This window comes from Micromonospora zamorensis (assembly GCF_900090275.1).
Lineage (GTDB): Bacteria > Actinomycetota > Actinomycetes > Mycobacteriales > Micromonosporaceae > Micromonospora > Micromonospora zamorensis.
The window spans coordinates 733,422-752,062 of the sequence record NZ_LT607755.1 but is presented as its reverse complement, the minus strand read 5'-3'; the positions used below and the strand labels follow the sequence as shown (position 1 = coordinate 752,062).

General features: G+C 71.8%; 18 protein-coding genes. 3 read left to right on the top strand and 15 right to left on the bottom strand.

The features are described 5' to 3' along the window. Positions 1-71 precede the first annotated feature (71 nt). The 6 genes from GA0070619_RS03450 to GA0070619_RS03425 all read right to left on the bottom strand — a co-directional run bounded on the left by GA0070619_RS03450 (position 72) and on the right by GA0070619_RS03425 (position 7,903). Positions 72-1,469, bottom strand: a complete 1,398-nt coding sequence (locus GA0070619_RS03450; protein WP_088946716.1) for a M16 family metallopeptidase — start codon at positions 1,467-1,469, stop codon at positions 72-74. A gap of 47 nt (positions 1,470-1,516) precedes the next feature. Further along, positions 1,517-3,919 (bottom strand): polyribonucleotide nucleotidyltransferase, encoded by a 2,403-nt coding sequence (locus GA0070619_RS03445; RefSeq protein WP_088946715.1) that lies wholly within the window; start codon positions 3,917-3,919, stop codon positions 1,517-1,519. Between the two features lie 227 nt (positions 3,920-4,146). Next, positions 4,147-4,416, bottom strand: a complete 270-nt coding sequence (gene rpsO, locus GA0070619_RS03440) for a 30S ribosomal protein S15 (protein ID WP_030337594.1) — start codon at positions 4,414-4,416, stop codon at positions 4,147-4,149. Positions 4,417-4,615: 199 nt separating this feature from the next. Continuing rightward, a complete protein-coding gene (locus tag GA0070619_RS03435) occupies positions 4,616-5,545 on the bottom strand; it encodes a bifunctional riboflavin kinase/FAD synthetase (protein ID WP_088946714.1) in 930 nt (309 codons plus the stop codon). 75 nt (positions 5,546-5,620) lie between these two features. Continuing rightward, positions 5,621-6,505: a tRNA pseudouridine(55) synthase TruB gene (gene truB / locus GA0070619_RS03430; protein ID WP_088946713.1), complete on the bottom strand. Its 885-nt coding sequence runs from the start codon at positions 6,503-6,505 to the stop codon at positions 5,621-5,623. A gap of 57 nt (positions 6,506-6,562) precedes the next feature. Beyond that, the gene (locus GA0070619_RS03425) at positions 6,563-7,903 is read right to left on the bottom strand and encodes an MATE family efflux transporter (RefSeq protein WP_088946712.1); all 1,341 of its coding nucleotides are present in this window, start codon (positions 7,901-7,903) and stop codon (positions 6,563-6,565) included. Between the two features lie 194 nt (positions 7,904-8,097). Between GA0070619_RS03425 and GA0070619_RS03420 the strand changes: the two genes are divergently transcribed. Then, positions 8,098-8,973 carry a flagellar basal body-associated FliL family protein gene (locus GA0070619_RS03420; protein WP_088946711.1) on the top strand — a complete coding sequence of 292 codons (876 nt, stop codon included), beginning with the start codon at positions 8,098-8,100 and terminating at the stop codon, positions 8,971-8,973. Positions 8,974-9,530: 557 nt separating this feature from the next. Here GA0070619_RS03420 and GA0070619_RS03415 read toward each other — a convergent pair. The 9 genes from GA0070619_RS03415 to rimP form a co-directional block, all read right to left on the bottom strand. Further along, on the bottom strand, positions 9,531-9,740 hold the full coding sequence (locus tag GA0070619_RS03415; RefSeq protein WP_172862168.1) for a DUF6186 family protein: 210 nt from the start codon (positions 9,738-9,740) through the stop codon (positions 9,531-9,533). Next, positions 9,740-10,147: a hypothetical protein gene (locus GA0070619_RS03410; RefSeq protein WP_088946709.1), complete on the bottom strand. Its 408-nt coding sequence runs from the start codon at positions 10,145-10,147 to the stop codon at positions 9,740-9,742. The genes GA0070619_RS03415 and GA0070619_RS03410 overlap by 1 nt, the downstream gene beginning before the upstream one ends. 97 nt (positions 10,148-10,244) lie before the next feature. Continuing rightward, the gene (locus tag GA0070619_RS03405) at positions 10,245-11,303 is read right to left on the bottom strand and encodes a DHH family phosphoesterase (protein WP_088946708.1); all 1,059 of its coding nucleotides are present in this window, start codon (positions 11,301-11,303) and stop codon (positions 10,245-10,247) included. Then, the gene (rbfA, locus tag GA0070619_RS03400; protein ID WP_088946707.1) at positions 11,300-11,800 is read right to left on the bottom strand and encodes a 30S ribosome-binding factor RbfA; all 501 of its coding nucleotides are present in this window, start codon (positions 11,798-11,800) and stop codon (positions 11,300-11,302) included. Before rbfA ends, GA0070619_RS03405 begins: the two co-directional genes overlap by 4 nt. A 126-nt stretch (positions 11,801-11,926) precedes the next feature. After that, positions 11,927-12,223, bottom strand: a complete 297-nt coding sequence (locus tag GA0070619_RS03395) for a DUF503 domain-containing protein (RefSeq protein WP_088946706.1) — start codon at positions 12,221-12,223, stop codon at positions 11,927-11,929. 90 nt (positions 12,224-12,313) lie between these two features. After that, the gene (gene infB, locus GA0070619_RS03390; protein WP_088946705.1) at positions 12,314-15,343 is read right to left on the bottom strand and encodes a translation initiation factor IF-2; all 3,030 of its coding nucleotides are present in this window, start codon (positions 15,341-15,343) and stop codon (positions 12,314-12,316) included. A 93-nt stretch (positions 15,344-15,436) separates the two neighbouring features. Beyond that, entirely contained in the window at positions 15,437-15,769 is a 333-nt protein-coding gene (locus tag GA0070619_RS03385) for a YlxR family protein (protein ID WP_088946704.1), read from the bottom strand. Between the two features lie 16 nt (positions 15,770-15,785). Beyond that, positions 15,786-16,829, bottom strand: coding sequence for a transcription termination factor NusA (gene nusA, locus GA0070619_RS03380; protein ID WP_088946703.1), 1,044 nt, complete (start codon positions 16,827-16,829; stop codon positions 15,786-15,788). After that, complete coding sequence (gene rimP / locus GA0070619_RS03375; protein ID WP_088951521.1) at positions 16,826-17,515, bottom strand: ribosome maturation factor RimP; 690 nt, start codon at positions 17,513-17,515, stop codon at positions 16,826-16,828. Before rimP ends, nusA begins: the two co-directional genes overlap by 4 nt. 230 nt (positions 17,516-17,745) lie before the next feature. Between rimP and GA0070619_RS03370 the strand changes: the two genes are divergently transcribed. Beyond that, the gene (locus tag GA0070619_RS03370) at positions 17,746-18,198 is read left to right on the top strand and encodes a hypothetical protein (RefSeq protein ID WP_088946702.1); all 453 of its coding nucleotides are present in this window, start codon (positions 17,746-17,748) and stop codon (positions 18,196-18,198) included. After that, complete coding sequence (locus GA0070619_RS03365; RefSeq protein ID WP_088946701.1) at positions 18,195-18,632, top strand: ferritin-like domain-containing protein; 438 nt, start codon at positions 18,195-18,197, stop codon at positions 18,630-18,632. Before GA0070619_RS03370 ends, GA0070619_RS03365 begins: the two co-directional genes overlap by 4 nt. Positions 18,633-18,641 lie beyond the last annotated feature (9 nt).

Sequence of the window (18,641 nt, the reverse complement as noted above, 5' to 3'; positions counted from 1 at the left end):
CCGGATCCGGTGCGCTCCACCGGCCGGGACGCCCCGACCGGGGTGCCGTCAACCGCGCCGCGCGGCAGCCCTCAGACCGCGAAGTCGCCCGCGCCGAAGGGGCCGACCACGGCCAGCGACATCGGCCGGCTGAGCAGCTCGGCAGCGAGGACGTTGACGTCCTCCACGGTGACCTCGTCGACCCGTCGGAGCAGCTCGTCGACCGGCATCAGGTCGCCGTAGAGCAGCTCGCCCTTGGCCAGCCGGCTCATCCGGGAACCGGTGTCCTCCAGGCCGAGCACGAACGAGCCCTTGCTCATGCCCTTGCCGCGGGCCACCTCGGCCTCGGTCAACCCGTCGGCGGCGACCCGGGCCAGCTCGGCGCGGGTCAGGGCCAGCACCTCGTCCACCTTGCCCGGCGCGCAGCCGGCGTAGACGGCGAACAGGCCGGTGTCGGCGTACTGGCTGGCGTAGGAGTAGACCGAGTACGCCAGGCCGCGCTGCTCGCGGATCTCCTGGAACAGGCGGCTGGACATGCCGCCGCCGAGCACGTTGTTGAGCACCCCGAGGGCGAAGCGCCGCTCGTCGAGGCGGTCGATGCCGGGGCAGCCGAGGATGACGTGCGCCTGCTCGGTCTCCTTCGGCTCCACCACTGTGGTCGCCGGCTTCGTCCGTACGGTGGGGGTTGCCGCGCGGTGTGGCGCCGGGGTGGCCGGGTCGCTGTCCAGGGGGGTGCCACGCACCGCCTGGCGGACCATCTTGACCACTGCGGCGTGGTCGAGGTTGCCGGCGGCGGCGATGACGATCTGCGGTGCCGTGTAGCGGCCCCGGTAGAAACTCTGGATCTGCCGGCGGGTCATCGGCGTGACGGTCTCGGCGGTGCCGGAGATCAGTCGGCCCAGCGGGTGGTCGCCGTAGACGGCCTGGACGAAGAGGTCGTGCACCTCGTCACCGGGCTCGTCGTCGTGCATGGCGATCTCTTCCAGGATCACGCCACGCTCGGTCTCGACGTCGGCCGGCTCCAACAGCGAGTCGGCCACCAGGTCGCACATCACGTCGACCGCGAGCGGCAGGTCCTCGTCCAGCACGCGGGCGTAGTAGCAGGTGTATTCCTTCGTGGTGAAGGCGTTGGTCTCGCCACCCACCGCCTCGATCTGCGAGGAGATCTCCAGGGCGGTGCGCTTGTGCGTGCCCTTGAACAGCAGGTGCTCAAGGAAGTGCGCGGCACCGGCCTGCGGGCCGGTCTCGTCGCGCGAGCCGACCGCCACCCAGACGCCGAACGAGACGCTGCGCATCGCCGGAATCGCCTCGGTGAGGACGCGCAGCCCGCTGGGCAGCACGGTACGTCGTACCGTGCCGCCCAGCGGATCGTCGCTGAGCGTCCGGGTCACCGCGCGGGCGGTGCCGCCGGAGCGGCCCGCCCCGGTGTCCCGAGAGGGGGCCACCCCCCGTCGATCCGGTGGAAACGGCGCACTGAAGGCCCGACTCACGACTTGCTCCCGGTTCGACGAGGGGTGGGTGATGCGAGGTACGACGATCAGCTGTGCCGGGTCCGGCGGCGCGGACGCTCGCCGCCCTCGCCACCCTCGCCGCCGCCGCCGCCGTTGCCGCCCTCGCCGCCGCCGTTGCCGCGCTCCGGGCCACGCCCGCCCCGGTCGCCGCCACGCTCGCGGTCGCCGCGGTCACGCGGAGCCCGGTCGCCGCGGTCACGACCAGCCGGACGGTCGCCACCGGCGGCCTCGCCGGCGGCCGGCGCCTCGGTGCCCTCCGGCCGGACCTTGTCCAGGTAGATCTTGCCGCGCGCGTCGATGTCGGCGATCTCGACCTCGACCCGGTCACCGACGTTGAGGAAGTCCTCAACGCGCTCGACCCGCTTGCCGTCGCCCACCTTGGAGATGTGCAGCAGGCCGTCACGACCCGGCAGCAGCGAGATGAACGCGCCGAACGCGGCGGTCTTGACCACCGTGCCGAGGAACCGCTCGCCCTGCTTCGGCAGCGTCGGGTTGGCGATCCCGTTGATCCGGTCGACGGCCGCCTGGGCCGACGGGCCGTTGGTGGCGCCGACGTAGATCGTGCCGTCGTCCTCGATGGAGATCTCGGCGCCGGTCTCGTCCTGGATCGCGTTGATGGTCTGACCCTTCGGGCCGATCACCATGCCGATCTTGTCGACCGGGATCTTGACGGTGGTGACCCGCGGCGCGTAGTCCGACATCTCGGCCGGAGCCTCGATCGCGGCCTTCATGACACCGAGGATGACCTGCCGGGCCTCGTTCGCCTGCTGCAGCGCGGAAGCCAGCACGTCCGACGGGATGCCGTTGAGCTTGGTGTCGAGCTGGAGCGCGGTGACGAACTCCGGCGTGCCGGCGACCTTGAAGTCCATGTCACCGAACGCGTCCTCGGCACCGAGGATGTCGGTCAGCGTCACGTACTGGGTCTTGCCGTCCACCTCGTCGGAGATGAGCCCCATCGCGATGCCGGCGACCGGCGCCTTCAGCGGGACACCCGCGGAGAGCAGGCCCAGCGTCGACGCGCAGACCGAACCCATCGAGGTGGAGCCGTTGGAGCCGAGCGCCTCCGACACCTGCCGGATGGCGTACGGGAACTCCTCGCGCGACGGCAGCACCGGGATCAGCGCACGCTCGGCGAGCGCACCGTGGCCGATCTCGCGACGCTTCGGCGAGCCGACCCGGCCGGTCTCACCGGTCGAGTACGGCGGGAAGTTGTAGTTGTGCATGTAGCGCTTGCGGTTCTCGGGGGACAGCGTGTCCACCATCTGCTCCATCCGGAGCATGTTCAGCGTGGTGACGCCCAGGATCTGGGTCTCGCCCCGCTCGAACAGCGCCGAACCGTGCACCCGGGGCAGCACGCCGACCTCGGCGGTCAGCGCCCGGATGTCACGCGGGCCGCGGCCGTCCATGCGGACCTGCTCGCGCAGCACGCGGTTGCGCACCTCGGACTTGGTCAGCGAGCGGAAGGCGGCGCTGAGCTCCTTCTCCCGACCCTCGAACCGAGCACCCAGCTCCTCGGCGACCCGGGCCTTGACCCGGTCCAGGGCTTCCTCGCGGTCGGCCTTGCCGGCGATGGTGATCGCCTCGGCCACCTCGCCACGGGCCAGGTCGGCCACGGCGGCGAACACGTCGTCCTGGTAGTCCAGGAAGACCGGGAACTCGGTGACCGGCTTGGCGGCGACCTCGGCCAGCTCGCTCTGCGCGCGGCACAGCTCACGGATCGCCGGCTTGGCGGCCTCCAGGCCGCTGGCGACGACCTCCTCGGTCGGGGCGGTGGCACCGGCCGAGATCAGGGCGACGGCGTTCGGGGTGGCCTCGGCCTCGACCATCATGATCGCGACGTCGCCGTCCTCGAGCGTGCGGCCGGCCACGACCATGTCGAAGGTGGCGCGCGCCAGCTCCTCCAGGGTCGGGAAGGCGACCCACTGGCCGTCGATGTGGGCGACGCGGGTCGCACCGATCGGGCCGGAGAACGGCAGGCCGGAGAGCTTGGTCGACATCGAGGCGGCGTTGATCGCCACGACGTCGTACGGGTGCTGCGGGTCCAGCGCGAGGATGGTCTCGACGACCTGGACCTCGTTGCGCAGGCCCTTCACGAAGGACGGGCGCAGCGGCCGGTCGATCAGGCGGCAGGTGAGGATCGCGTCCTCGCTCGGCCGGCCCTCACGGCGGAAGAACGAGCCGGGGATGCGGCCCGCGGCGTACATCCGCTCCTCGACGTCGACGGTCAGCGGGAAGAAGTCGAACTGCTCCTTCGGGTGCTTACCGGCGGTGGTGGCGGAGAGAACGACCGTCTCGCCCAGCTGGGCGATGACGGAACCGGCGGCCTGGCGAGCCAGCCGACCGGTGGAGAAGGTGATCTCACGGGTGCCGAAGGACCCGTTGTCGATCACGGCGGTGCGGGATTCGGTGCCGAGTTTGGTCTCGGTCATGTGCTGTCGTGCTCCTTCGCGTCGTGGGCCCACGACATCGGGGAGCTGCTCAGCCGGCCGGTCTTCGATCGAAGCGCCCGGGTGGCCGGCATGATGCCGGGGTTCCCGGGGGCCACTACCGGAGACCGGTACGCTGACCGGCTCCCTCTCGGGTGGTCGCGCGGCCCGTGTTTCTTCAGATGGGACGCGGTACGGGGGAGCGGCCGGTCGGCCACTCCCCCGTCACGTCACCGGCGCAGGCCGAGCCGCTCGATGAGCGACCGGTAGCGCGCAATGTCCTTCTTCTGGACGTAGTTGAGCAGCCGACGGCGACGGCCGACCAGCAGCAGCAGCCCACGGCGGCTGTGGTGGTCGTGCTTGTGCACCTTCAGGTGCTCGGTCAGCTCGGCGATCCGCTTGGTGAGGACCGCGACCTGAACCTCCGGCGAACCGGTGTCGCCCTCGGCGGTCGCGTACTCCGCACGGATGCTGGCCTTGGCTTCCTGGTCGAGCGCCATGTTCTCCCTGTTTCGGTGGGTTGATCAAGTGGGTGTCCGTCGTCCCGATGGACCGGGAACGGACCGGTACCTCGCACCCGCGGCGTCGAGCAGGCACGCGAGGCCCCACGCCGGTCACCCGACGTCTCGGCAAGACTACCAGCACTCACCGGTAACACCCGGCCAAGGGCCTCGGCAGGGCCCCGCCGGTCGGAGATGATCAGGCCAGAGCACGCCGGGTGCGCTCGACGTCCTGGTTCATCTGGGTGATCAACGGCTCGATCGAGTCGTAGCGGATCTGGCCGCGTAGGCGCGCCACGAAGTCCAGGGCCAGCCGTTCGCCGTACAGGTCGCCGGAGAAGTCCAGCGCGTACGCCTCCACCCGCCGCTCCCGGCCGGAGAAGGTCGGGTTGGTGCCCACGGACACCGCCGCCATCAGCGGTTCGTGCTGCCCACGGCGGATCAGCCGGGCCGCGTACACCCCGTCGGCGGGCACCGCCGCATACCGGTGGCAGAGCAGGTTGGCGGTGGGAAAGCCCAGCTCCCGGCCCCGCTGGTCGCCACGGACCACCACGCCCTCCAGGCGGTGTGGGCGGCCCAGCGCGGCGGCCGCCGCGCCCACGTCGCCCGCGTCGACGCAGGAGCGGATGTACGTGGAGGAGAAGACGGTGCCGTCCTCGGCGACCAGCGGGCCGCCCTCGACGGCGAAGCCGAAGGTCTGCCCCAGCCGCTCCAACAGGGCCACGTCGCCGGCCGCCCGGTGCCCGAAGCGGAAGTTGCTGCCGACCACCACCAGTGCCGCGTGCAGGTTCTCGACCAGGACGTCGTGCACGAACTGCTCGGCCGGCAGCCGGGAGAACTCCTGGGTGAACGGCACCACGCAGAGCACGTCGACGCCGAGTGCCTCGATCAGCTCCGCCTTGCGGGCCGGCTCGGTGAGCACCGCCGGATGCGAGCCGGGGCGGACCACCTCGGCCGGGTGCGGGTCGAAGGTGACCACCACCGACTGCACGCCCAGCTCCCGGGCCCGGGCAACGGCGTGCCCGATGGTCGCCTGGTGCCCTCTGTGCACGCCGTCGAAGACGCCGATGGTGACGACCGAGCGTCCCCACCCACCGGGCGCCGCGTCGTACCCCCGCCACCGCTGCATGCCGTTCCTCCCTGTGTCCCGCCGGCCGGCGGGTCGACACCGCCGGCCCCGGGCCGGCGGACCTGCTCCCCGCCGTCAGGCCGGGGCGAGCACGATCTCCGCGCGGGCCCGCCCGTCCCGCTCGCTGACGATAGCGATCAGGCCGCCGGCCGGTCCGAAGACGGCGTACGGCCCGGTGAGGCCGGCCGGGTCCAGCGGCCCGCCGTGGGCGAGCACCCGGGCCTCCTCGGGTGTCGCCTCGCGGCGCGGAAAGAAGCGGTCGGCCGCCGCGTCCAGCGGCAGGTTCACCACGTCCGGGGCACGCTGCTCCAGCTCGTCGAGGGTCGCCGCCTCGGCGAGGGTGAAGCCGCCCACAGCGGTTCGGCGCAGCGCTGTCAGGTGGCCGCCGACGTCGAGGGCCAGGCCCGCGTCCCGGGCGATGGCCCGGATGTACGTGCCGGAGGAGCAGGTCACGTCGACGTCGACGTCCACCACGTCCGGCTCGGTACGGCGGATCGCCAGCACCTCCAGCCGGGAGATGGTGACCCGGCGCGCGGGCAGCTCGACGCTCTCCCCGTCGCGGACCCGCTTGTACGCCCGCTGGCCGTCGATCTTGATGGCGCTGACCGCGCTCGGCACCTGCTCGACCTCGCCGCTGAGCGCGGTCAGCGCCGACCGGATCGCGTCGTCGGTGAGGTGACCGGCGGGCGCGGTGGCGATCACATCGCCCTCGGCGTCGTCGGTGACGGTGGCCTGGCCCAGCCGGATGGTGCCGTTGTAGCTCTTGCCCGCGCCGATCACATAGGTCAGCAGGCGGGTGGCTCGGCCCACACCGATCACCAGCACCCCGGTGGCCATCGGGTCGAGGGTGCCGCCGTGCCCGACCCGTCGGGTCTTCGCCAGCCGGCGGATCCGCGCCACCACGTCGTGCGACGTCATGCCGCCGGGCTTGTCGACCACGATCAGACCATCGGTGCTCACGTCGGCCAAGCCTGCCAGATGCCCGGCACGCGGCGGTGTGTGGGCGGGCCGACCCGGTCAGCGGACCGCGCCGGTGACCGCCCAACCGCCGTTGCGCAGGCGCAGCAGCAGGGCGACCAGCCGGATCACCACGAAAAGGGTGAGCCCGGCCCAGATACCGCCCAGCCCGAGGTCGAGGGCGTACGCCAACCAGATGGCCGGCAGGAAACCGCCGAGCGCCGCCACGATGGTGAGGTTGCGCAGGTACCGCACGTCCCCCGCGCCGATCAGCACGCCGTCCAGGGCGAACACCACCCCGGCCAGCGGCAGCATGACGACGAACCACGGCCAGGCGGCCATGGCCTGCTCGCGTACGCCAGCGTCGGAGCTGAACCACGACGGCACGACGCCGGCGCCGGCGGCGATGAGCAGCGCGAAGCCGACGCCGCAGACGCCGCCGAGCAACCCGATCCGGCGGGCGAGCGCCCGGGCGCCGGCGTCGTCGCCGGCGCCGAGCGCGGCGCCCACCAGCGACTGGGCGGCGATGGCCAGCGCGTCGAGCACCAGCGCGGTGAAGAACCAGAGTTGCAGGGCGATCTGGTGGGCGCCGACGGCCGCGGCGCCGAAGCGGGCGGCGACGGCGGTCGCGGAGAGGAAGCTGGCCTGGAACGCCACCCCTCGGATCAGCAGGTCGCGGCTGAGCACCAGTTGCTGGCGGATCACGCGGGGCCGGGGCCGCAGCGACACCCGCTCGGCGACCAGTGCTGCGGCGAACAGCGCCCCGCAGAGCGTCTGCGCGACGACGTTGGCCACCGCCGAGCCGATCAGGCCCAGCCCACCGGGGTAGACCAGCAGCGGGCAGAGCAGCGCGGAGAGCAGGTTGGGGCCGAGCACGAAGAACAACGGGCGTCGGGTGTCCTGCACACCGCGCAGCCAGCCGTTGCCGGCGGCGGCGAGCAGCAGGCCAGGGGCGCCGAGGGCCGCGATGCGCAGCCAGTGCGCGGCGGCGTCGGCCACCTCGCCACCACCGCCGGCGAGGGTACGCGCGAGCGCGCCGCCGCCGAACTGCATGCCGATCGCGATCAGCAGACCGACACCGAACGCCAGCCAGGACGACTGGACGCCCTCGGCCACCGCGGCGGCCCGGTCACCCGCGCCGAAGCGGCGAGCCGCGCGCCCGGTGGTGCCGTACGCGACCACGGTGCCGACCCATGCGGTGAGGGTCATCACGGTGCCGCCGACGGCGAGTGCGGCGAGCGGCACCCGGCCGAGGTGACCGACCACGGCCGTGTCGACCAGCACGTAGAGCGGCTCGGCGGCGAGCACCACGAGGGCCGGCAGGGCGAGGCTGGCGATGCGGCGCGGCGAGGCGGACCCGCTGGTGGCCGTCGCGGTGTCGGTGTGGGCTGACTGGCTCATCGCCGCCGATCCTGGCACGGCCACAGTAAGGAGTGCAAGGCACCTAGCGACTTACGCGGGGCATTCCCCGTTCGACGCTAGCCGGCGAGGCGAGCGTGGCCACGAGTGAGTGCCGGGCGTCCCACTTGCAGGGCTTACTACCCTGACCACGTTCCACGATCTTGACAACGCACTGACAGCGATAAGGGCTTACGATGAGTGACCAATACCCTCCGTACGGGCAGCAGCCTGACCCGAACGTCACGCCGTGGAGCGGGCCCCCCGCGCCGCAGCAGGGCGGGCAACCGCCCTACGGGCAGCAGCCCCCGGTACCGCAGTACGGGCAGCAGCCCCCGATGCCGCAGTACGGCGCCCCCGTTCCGCCGGCCAAGAAGTCGAACAAGGGTCTGATCATCGGACTCGTCGTCGGTGCGGTCGTCCTGATCCTCGCCCTCTGCGGCGGCGGTATCGGACTCCTGGTCGCCTACGGCGACGACGACGAGCCCACGACGGCCACGTCCGCCGAACCCACCTCCGGCACCACGCCGGGGACGACGGCCTCACCCGCACCCGGGCAGTCGGATGCCCCGAGCGACAACAACTCGATGACGGCCCGCTTCTCCAGCGACCTGTCGAACGTCTGCCAGGGCAGCCGGATCCTGAACTCGGCACCCTACAACGGCCCGGCTGGCGCCAAGGCGTACACGTTCTCGAACAGCCCGGACCGGCCGACGTCCTGGTCGTCGAAGTACGTCTCATCGACCAAGCCCTACTCCGCCAAGACCACCGAGTACGAGGCGGTGTCAGTGGTCGGCTGCCTGAAGTTCGTGGAGGGCAGCGAGGGTGAGCCGACGAAGTGCCTGTACAAGGACAAGACCGGCAAGCAGGTCACTGTCGACTATGTCTCGTCGCGCTACGTCCTGACCTTCTACGCCGCCAAGACCGGCGAGAAGGTCGGCGACGGCGGCACCGTGGCAGCCCCGGCGAACAGGTGCCCGAGCGTCATCTCGTACAACAACGTCACCATGAAGGCGTACGCGTCGCCGGACGCCGGCACCATCGAGAGCGCCCTGGACAAGTTCCTGTCCTGAGCGGCCCCCACGGGCGGCCGGGGCAGGACGGTTACACCCGGCCGCCCCGGCCGCCCGACGGTGGTTCCAGAGCTTCCGGGTCGAATGGTCGAGCGCACAGGCGCGGCTCGGCGAGGATTGCGAGCGGCAACCAGGTAGGGCGTCAAACGGACGGGTGGCCGCGAGACGCCTCGGCGGCGTCCCACCGGCAGGAACGGTCTACTGACGCGTGTCCATCGACGTCTGCAGCGCGCGGCGGGCCTGCTCGCGGGCGTCGTCGGTGGTCTCAGGCTTGGGCTTGTTCGGCATGGTGGTGGTCCTTCCAGGGAGCGAGCCACCGACACGCGGCGGCCCTCACGGGCGGTCGTGCTGAGCGCCCCACGGCGGTCCGGGATTACCGGAGCAGCCGACTGGGCAGCGTGAGCCCGGGTCGGTGCGACCCTGGAGGGAGGCGGCACGAGGTGTGGCACCACCACCCATGAGCTGCGCCGCCATGCGGCGCCGGCCCTCTCCCAAGTTATCGTTCAGGTCCACATGCTGCTCTCGGTTCCCGCCATCTGGACAGCCGACAACCCGGCTCAGCGGGCCAGGAAGTGCCAGCCCAGCCACCACCAGAACCCGAACAGACCGATCCGGCCCACCGGCACCGGACCGACCTCGTAGCGCATCACGTACGCACACATCTCGCCCAGAGTGGGAATCCGGGAACCCTCCCGACGGGCCATCCACTCGACCACCGCGAAGAGGACCAGCGCGGTCAGGAAGCCGCCGATCGCGAGCGCCCGCATCATCGCCGCACCAGCCCCCAGAAGGCCGCCAGCCAGGCGAACCAGACCGCCGAGCGGGTCAGGTGATCTTCCAGGAGGGGGTCGGCCAGCCGGGAGAAGGTGGGGAAGTCATCCCCGACCGCCATCACGAAGGTCGCCCCCTCGAAGACGCCGAAGACCACCACCGGCACCGCCCACCAGGCCGCCCCCGCACCCAGACGACGCGGGGCCGGTCGGCGGGGCACCCGATTGCTCAGACCGAGCCAGATCAGCACCCCGCCGGTGCCGAGCGTGAAAAGATTCGCCTCGGTGGAGAAGGACGCGAACCGGCCACCGACGAGCGAAAGGCAGACCAGGACGGGAACGGAGACGGCGGGCCGGTCCCATGCGCGGGGGGCCTCCACGGTGAGGTCGTGCGGCTGCTCCATCCCGCAATTCTTCCCGGTCTCACGGAGCGCGGGAAGACCAACACTCCCCGGAGCTGACCCTGATCTTCGGGACCGACCGACGGCGACGAACGCCGTTTCAGCGTACGGAGCGGACCAGCGCCGCGTCCAGCTGGCCGCGAATCGACTCCACCACCTGCTCGACGGTGCCCCGACCGGTGAACCCGGCCGCGAACGTGTGACCACCACCGCCCAGCGCGACAGCGACCCGGCTGACGTCCACCGCGCCCTTGCTGCGCATCGACACCGCCCACTCGCCCGACGTGGTCTGCTTCAACACACAGCCCACATCCGCCTCGGCCGTGCAGCGCACCGAGTCGATCAACGCCTCAAGCACGTACGGACGCTGGTCGTGCCGGGCCAGGTCATCGAGAGTGGCGAAGGTCCAGACCAGCCCCCTGCCACCGGCAGCGCTCGGCTCCAGCTGCGCACGGCCGAGCACCTCACCGAAGAGCCGGACCGCGCCGAAGGGCCGGGTGTCGAAGACCCGCCGGGAGATGTCACCGGGCGAGATGCCGGTCGCCAGCAACCGGGCGGCCATCTCGTGCACCGCCGGGGTGGTCGCCGCGAACCGGAACGAACCAGTATCCGTGGTCAGGGCCACGTAGAGGCACTCGGCGATGGCCCGATCCACCACGACCCCGAGCCTGGCCAGCAACTGCTCGGCCACCACCGACGTCGCCGCGGCGCCCGGGTCGACCAGGTTGACGGTGCCGAACCCCGGATTGGAGGCGTGGTGGTCCAGCACCAGCGCCGCACCCGCCGACGACAGCCGCCCGGCCAACTCGCCGAGGCGCGACTCGCTCGCCGCGTCGAAGCAGATCACCAGATCGGGTGCGACGTCCGCGGCGTCCGCCGGGACCAGCAACTCGAGGCCGGGCAGCCCGTGGAACGGCTCCGGCACCTCCGGCGGCCCCGGGAAGGTCGCCTGCACCTCGCGTACGCCGAGCTGCCGCAGACCCAGACCGAAGCCGAGCATGCTGCCCAGCGCGTCGCCGTCCGGGTTGACGTGACAGATCAGCAGCACCCGGCCGTTCGGCGGGACAGCCCGCAGCAGCGCCTCGGCCGCGGCCCAGTCCAACTCGGCGGGAGCGACCCCGGCCGCCCCGGCGAGCGGGACGCTGGCGGTGCTCGTCACCGCGTTTCCCCACCCCGCGGGGTCTCCTTGACGTCGGTGGCCTCCTCGGCCTCGTCCGTCTCGTCGTCCTCGTCCGTCTCGTCGTCGACCCGGTACGGCTGGGCCTCGCCCGCGTACTTCGCCTGGGCGGCGAGCCGCTGCACCTCGGCGTCGGCGTTGCGGGCCGCGGCGAGCAGGTCGTCGATGTGCTTGACCTGGTCCTGAACGTCGTCGAGGACGAACGTGAGGGTCGGCGAGTGACGCAGCCCGAGCGCCTTGCCGACAGTGCTGCGCAGCAGCCCCTTGGCGCTCTCCAGAGCCGCCGCGGTGTCCGCCTGGGCCACCGAGTCACCGAGCACGGTGTAGAAGACCGTCGCGTCGCGCAGGTCAGCGGTAATCCGGGCATCGGTGATGGTGATCATCCCGAGCCGCGGGTCCTTGATCTGGCTCCGCACCACCGACGCGACCAGCTCACGCACCCGTTCCGCGTGCCGGCGTACCTTGGCCGGATCAGACATCTCGCCACCTCCACGGCGTCCTGCTCCCGGCCGACCCGGCGACCCGGGGGCCGCCGGCCGACCGGCCAACATCTCGAACACTACCTTCGCGGCCGCACCGGTCGCCCGGCACAGCCGGCACCGTGGTCAGTCGTCGTCCACGCCGTACAACCGGCGTCGAACCGACAACAGCTCGACCTCGGGACGGCCGGCCACCAGGCGCTCACAGGAGTCGAGCACCTCGCGGACGTGCGCCGTCTCGGCGGCCACCACGGCCACCGCAATCTGCGCTCGACCGTGCAGGTCGAGCGCACCCACCTCGGCGGCCGACACCTCGAAGCGGCGCAGAGCCGCCACGATCGGCCGTACATATGATCTCTTGGCTTTGAGCGACCGGGAGTCACCCGGCAGCAGCAGGTCGAAGACCGCGGTTCCGGTAAACATCGCTCCGGACGATACCGCCAACCCGCCCCGCATGATCAAGGGGTTTACGCCGTACGGCGTAAACCCCTTGATCAGCGTGTCACTGCCGGATCAGGCGCGAACCTTTTCCCGCATCTCGAAGGTCTCGATGACGTCGCCGACCTGGACGTTGTTGTAACCACCCAGGGTCAGACCACACTCGAAGCCCTCGCGAACCTCGGTGGCGTCGTCCTTGAACCGCTTCAACGAGCTGATCGTGAGGTTGTCCGCCACGACCGCCCCGTCTCGCAGCAGGCGCGCCTTGGCGTTGCGCCGAAGGACACCCGACCGGACGATGCAACCGGAGATGTTGCCGATCTTGGACGAGCGGAAGACGTCGCGGATCTCCGCGCTGCCCAGCTCGACCTCCTCGTACTCCGGCTTGAGCAGGCCCTTGAGCGCCGCCTCGATCTCCTCGATGGCCTGGTAGATGACGGTGTAGTACCGGATCTCCACGCCCTCGCGGTCGGCCATCTCACGGACCTTGTTGGAGGCCCGCACGTTGAAGCCGATGATCGTGACCGGCTCGGACGAGGCACTCGCGAGCATGACGTTGCTCTCGGTGATCGCGCCCACGCCACGGTCGAGGACCTTGAGCTGGACTTCCTCGGGGATGTCCAGGTTGAACAGCGCGTCCTCGAGAGCCTCCACCGAACCGGAGACATCGCCCTTGAGGATGAGGTTGAGCGAGGTCTTCTCGCCCTCCTTGAGCTGCTCCATGAGCGTCTCAAGGGTGGCCCGACCACGGGAGTTGGCGAAGGACGCCGCCCGCCGCCGTGCCTGCCGCTGCTCAGCGATCTGCCGCACCGTGCGGTCGTCCGCCGCGGCGAGGAACGTGTCGCCCGCGCCGGGAGGCGCGGTCAGACCCAGCACCATGACCGGACGCGCCGGCCCAGCCTCGGTGAGCTGGTTGCCGTTCTCGTCGAGCATGGCCCGAACCCGGCCGTGCGCCCCACCGGCGACGATCGAGTCGCCTGCCCGCAGGGTGCCCTTCTGCACCAGCACCGTCGCCACCGCACCGCGGCCCTTGTCCAGGTGTGCCTCGATGGCCACACCCTGGGCCGGCCCGTCGATCGGAGCGGTCAGCTCCAGCGACGCGTCGGCGGTCAGCAGGACAGCCTCGAGCAGCTCCTCGATGCCGATGCCCGGCTTGGCTGCCACGTTGACGAACATGGTCTCGCCGCCGTACTCCTCGGCGACCAGGCCGTACTCGGTCAGCTGCTGGCGGACCTTGTCCGGGTTGGCGTCCGGCTTGTCGACCTTGTTGACCGCGACCACGATCGGCACGTCGGCCGCCTTGGCGTGGTTCAACGCCTCGATCGTCTGCGGCATCACACCGTCGTCGGCCGCGACGACCAGGATCACGATGTCCGTGACCTGGGCACCACGAGCACGCATGGCGGTGAACGCCTCGTGACCCGGGGTGTCGATGAAGGTGACCGCCCGGTCCTCGCCCTCGTGCGGCACGTGGACCTGGTACGCACCGATGTGCTGGGTGATGCCACCCGCCTCACCGGCCACGACGTTCGCCTTGCGGATCGCGTCGAGCAGCTTGGTCTTACCGTGGTCGACGTGACCCATGACGGTCACCACCGGCGCACGGCTGACCAGACGCTCCTCGGCCACCTCCGCGTCGAGGTCGATGTTGAACTGCGCGAGCAGCTCGCGGTCCTCGTCCTCCGGGCTGACGATCTGGATGTCGAAGCCCAGGTGCTCACCCAGCAGGTGCAGGGTGTCGTCAGAACAGGACTGGGTCGCGGTGACCATCTCGCCCAGGTTGAACATCTCCTGGACCAGCGAACCCGGGTTGGCGTTGATCTTGTCCGCGAAGTCGGACAGCGAGGCGCCACGGGAGAGCCTGACGATCTGACCCTGACCCCGGGGAGCGCCCGAGCTCATGGTCGGAGCCGACAGGTTGTCGAACTCCTGTCTGCGCTGCTTCTTGGACTTGCGACCGCGCGTCGGCCGGCCACCCGGACGCCCGAAGGCACCCGCAGCGCCGCCGCCACGGCCACGACCGCCCGCACCCGGGCGACCGCCACCACCGGACGGAGCACCCGGACGGAAACCGCCACCGGGAGCACCGCCACCGCCGCCGGGACCGCCACGGTAGCCACCGCCACCGCCGGCACCCGCGCCGCCACCAGGGCCGCCTCGGTAACCGCCACCGCCACCGGCGCCACCGCCGGGACCGCCACGGAAGCCACCGCCGCCGCCACCACCACCGGGACGACCAGCGCCACCGCCACCGGGGCGACCAGCGCCACCGGGACCAGGGCGACCGGCAGCCGGACGCTGACTCGGCATGGACGCCGGGCTGGGCCGCGGCGGCATCGAGTTCGGGCTCGGCCGCGGCGGCATGCCCGCCGGGCTGTTGGGACGGGGGCCACCCGCACCCGCGGCCGGGGGCCGCTGCTGCTGGCCACCCTGGATGCCGAACGGGTTGTTACCGGCGCCACGCGCCGGCGGGCGACCACCAGGTCGGGCACCCGGACCCGGAGCCGGCGTGCTCGGACGAGCTGCCGGTGAACCGGGACGAGGGGGCATCGCGGCCGGACCCGGCCGAGGGCCGGGGCGGTTGCCGCCGTCTGCCGGGGGCTCCCGGCGTACCGGGTTGTCCCGCTGCTGCTGGCGGGCGGCCTGCGCGGCCTTGACCGCGGCCTCCTGCTCAGCCTTCAGCGCGGCGGCACGCGCCTCCGCGGCCGCCACCTCGATGTCGTGGGCACTCGCCGGCTTGGCGACCGGAGCCGCGGGCTGCGGTGCACCAGGCACCGGACCCTTCGGCTTCGGGCCGGGAGCCGGCGCGGTCGGCCGCCGGGGCGGCATCGGCTTGGCCGCAACCCGGGGCGCGCCCGGGGTCGGGGCCGTCGTCGGGGTCGGGGTCGAAGCCGGCGTCGACGCGGGCGCCGACGGAGCGGCGGCCGGTGCCGGAGCACCGGCGGACGCGACGAATGCGTTACGCAGTCGCCGGGCGACGGGCGCCTCGACGGTGCTCGACGCGGACTTCACGAACTCGCCCATTTCCTTCAGCTTGGCGAGAACGGTCTTACTCTCGACCCCGAGCTCTTTTGCAAGCTCGTGTACGCGGGCCTTGCCTGCCACTGCACTCCTCACTCCGAGGTCGTGCGGGCAGCACCCGCAGCGACCTCACTCGTGCACTTGAAGCCTGGTCATTTCAGGGACTTCATCGTGTGCTCATGTCGGTCGTCCTACCCTGCTAGCGACCCTCGCCCGGTCGGGCTGACCGGACGTAGTGGTTGGCGCATCGACGTGCTCCGCCAGCACACCGTGGTCAAGGACCTCGGTGATGCGCAACGCACGCCCGAAGGCGCGGCGCCGCACCGCCAGCGCGAAGCAGGCCGGATCCGGGTGCATGTTCGCTCCCCGACCCGGCAGCCTGCGAAGCGGATCAGGCCGGAGACTGTAACCAGCCTCGTCCCTGACCGCGACTATCCGCAGCAATTCGCTGGCCGGCGCACGTTGCCGGCAACCCACACAGGTGCGCTCCGGCAGCGCGCGTCGTACCACTGGAGGAAGTCTACCCCTAGCTGCCCGAGATCGCTCCGCCCGGCTCCCGCACGTGATCAGCCGACCCTCGCGCGGCCGGGGCGGTCTGCTCCGCATCCGAGCGAATGTCGATCCGCCAACCGGTCAAGCGGGCAGCGAGTCGGGCATTCTGCCCCTCCCGACCGATGGCGAGCGAGAGCTGGAAGTCGGGGACGGTCACCCGGGCGGCCCGGTTGGCCAGGTCGACCACCTCGACCCGCAACGCCTTGGCAGGTGACAACGCGTTGCCGACGAAGGTGGCCGGGTCGTCCGACCAGTCGATGATGTCGATCTTTTCGCCGTGCAGTTCGCTCATCACGGCGCGCACCCGCTGGCCCATCGGGCCGATGCAGGCGCCCTTGGGATTCACACCGGGGGTGGTGGAGCGTACGGCGATCTTCGTACGGTGACCTGCCTCACGGGCGATCGCGCCGATCTCCACAGTGCCGTCGGCGATCTCCGGCACCTCCAGCGCGAACAGCTTTTTGACCAGCGCCGGGTGCGACCGGGACAGGGTGATCTGCGGCCCGCGCATGCCCTTGGCCACGTGCACCACGACGCAGCGGACCCGTTCACCGTGGGCGTACCGCTCACCGGGCACCTGCTCGGACTGCGGCAGCACACCCTCCAGCTTGCCCAGGTCGACGCTGACGATGCCCTTCTCGGTGCGCGTCTCGTGCGCCTGCACCACGCCGGTGACCAGGTCACCCTCGCGGCCCACGTACTCACCGAAGTGCACCTCGTCGGTGGCCTCCCGCAGACGCTGGAGGATCACCTGCTTGGCGGTCATGGCCGCGATGCGGCCGAAGTCGTGCGGGGTGTCGTCCCACTCCCGCACCAGGCTGCCGTCGGCGTCCATCTCCTGCGCGTACACCAGGGCGGCGCCGGACTTACGGTCGATCTCCACCCGGGCGTGCGGCTCGGCGCCGTCGGTGTGCCGGTAGGCGGTCAGCAACGCGGTCTCGATCGCCGCGAGAATCGTGTCGAACGGGATCTCCCGCTCGCGCTCGAGTGCGCGCAGCGCCGCGAGGTCGATGTTCACCTCTCCTCGTCCTCCACATCATCTTCGTCGTCGATGTCGTCTGAATCGTCGATCTCGTCTGAATCGTCCGCGTCGTCGAACTCCTCGTCCGGCTCACCGAGTTCGGCGAGCCGGGTGAACTCGACCTGCACGCGGCCCGGGCCCAGCTGGGCGTACGCCCAGGAGGTGCGGCCGTCCTCGGTCTCCAGCTGCACGCCCTCGTCGTCGGCCGCGATCACCCGACCGGTCAGCTGGCGGTCGCCGGTGGGCTGCTCGCCGCGCTGTTCGGGCAGCGCGGCCGCGCCCCGGACGGTGACCTTGACCAGCCGGCTCACGTTGCGCCGCCAGTGCCGGGGCAGGGTCAGTGGCCGGTCGACGCCCGGCGAGCTGACCTCCAGCTGGTATTCCCCGGCGACGATGTCGCCACCGGCTTCCTCCGCGGCGTCCAGCGCGGCCGAGACCGCCCGGGAGACGTCCGCGACGGCGTCCAGGTCGATCCCGCCGTCGGCGTCCACCATCACCCGCACCACGTGCCGGCGACCGGCCCGGGAGACCGTCAGGTCCTCCAGGTCGTAGCCGGCGTCGTTGACGACCGGCTCGATCACAGCTCGTAGTCGGGCACGTCGCCCGGCGAGATCACCACCGCGGGGACCCGCGGCATCACGGGGTCGACCTGTCGGCCTGGTGGCACGGCCACGCTGCGTCATCTCCGCACCCTTTCCCTGGTCGACGGTGATCGGCCGTCCCGCCATGCCGGCACGCCACCGGAGCGGACACGCCGGTGGCTGCGCAGAGCGTAACGCGCCTGCCCGGCAGCGGACCGGGCGGCGCACCGACGCCGGTCGCCCCTGGACCGACGCCGATGGTGTTGACTTGCCCGGTGGGGATCGGCAGAACGACACAGCGCGACCAGGCATCCGGACATTCCCGGCGAAAGTTGCTGCGCGGCGGGGCGCTGCTGGTGCTCGGCGGCGCCGCTGCGCCGCTGACCGGCTGTGATCTTTTCGACCGTGACGACCAGCCGGCGCCACCACCGGACCCGCTGCGCCCGATGGTGGACGAGTCACTGGCGCTGGCCGAGGCACACCGGAGTGCGGCCACCGCTCATCCCGACCTGGCCGACCGGCTCGGTCCGATCGCCGAGGCGCACACCGCACACGCCACCGAACTGGCCCGGGTGATCGGTGTCGCCCTGCCGTCGGCGGCGGCCACCGCCCCCACCACCGCCCCGGCGGCCGAGCCGGCCGGCGCGCTCGCCGCACTGCGCGCCCTGGAGAAGACCGCCCAGCAGGCCGCCACCCAGGCCTGCGCCGCAGCGCCAGCGGAACGGGCCGCGCTGCTCGGGTCGATCGTCGCCGCCCGAGCCACCCACCAGGAGGCACTGAAGTGAGGCAGCCGTCCTCCGGCGAGGCCCTCGCCTCCGCCCTGTCCGCCGAGTACGCGGCCATCTACGCCTACGGGCGGATCGGCGTCCGGCTCACCGGCGCCGCCCGGGAGGCGGCGCACCAGGCGGAGGCCGCGCATCGACGCCGACGCGACACCCTCGTGGTGCAGCTCACCACCGCCGGCGGCGTCGTGCCTCCGGACCGCGCCGGGTACGCGCTGCCGTTCCCGGTCACCGACCGGGCGAGCGCCCTGCGGCTCGCCGCCGAGGTCGAGGAACGCACGGCAGCGCACTGGCGGGCGGCTCTGGCGTCCACCACCGGCGCCGACCGGGACCAGGCGTTGGCGGCCCTGGTCGAGTACGCTGTGCGCGCCACCCGGTGGCGTAAGACGGCCGGGTCGACCCCGCTGACTGTCCCGTTTCCCGGACGTCCGGCCTGAGCGGGTCCA

Excerpts from the sequence above, each read along its gene's own strand:
- GA0070619_RS03445 (WP_088946715.1), bottom strand. The coding sequence starts at position 3,919 with ATGACCGAGACCAAACTCGGCACCGAATCCCGCACCGCCGTGATCGAC.
- rpsO (WP_030337594.1), bottom strand. The coding sequence starts at position 4,416 with ATGGCGCTCGACCAGGAAGCCAAGGCCAGCATCCGTGCGGAGTACGCG.
- GA0070619_RS03435 (WP_088946714.1), bottom strand. The coding sequence starts at position 5,545 with ATGCAGCGGTGGCGGGGGTACGACGCGGCGCCCGGTGGGTGGGGACGC.
- GA0070619_RS03425 (WP_088946712.1), bottom strand. The coding sequence starts at position 7,903 with ATGAGCCAGTCAGCCCACACCGACACCGCGACGGCCACCAGCGGGTCC.
- GA0070619_RS03420 (WP_088946711.1), top strand. The coding sequence starts at position 8,098 with ATGAGTGACCAATACCCTCCGTACGGGCAGCAGCCTGACCCGAACGTC.
- GA0070619_RS03415 (WP_172862168.1), bottom strand. The coding sequence starts at position 9,740 with ATGCGGGCGCTCGCGATCGGCGGCTTCCTGACCGCGCTGGTCCTCTTC.
- GA0070619_RS03410 (WP_088946709.1), bottom strand. The coding sequence starts at position 10,147 with ATGGAGCAGCCGCACGACCTCACCGTGGAGGCCCCCCGCGCATGGGAC.
- rbfA (WP_088946707.1), bottom strand. The coding sequence starts at position 11,800 with ATGTCTGATCCGGCCAAGGTACGCCGGCACGCGGAACGGGTGCGTGAG.
- GA0070619_RS03395 (WP_088946706.1), bottom strand. The coding sequence starts at position 12,223 with ATGTTTACCGGAACCGCGGTCTTCGACCTGCTGCTGCCGGGTGACTCC.
- rimP (WP_088951521.1), bottom strand. The coding sequence starts at position 17,515 with ATGACGCAGCGTGGCCGTGCCACCAGGCCGACAGGTCGACCCCGTGAT.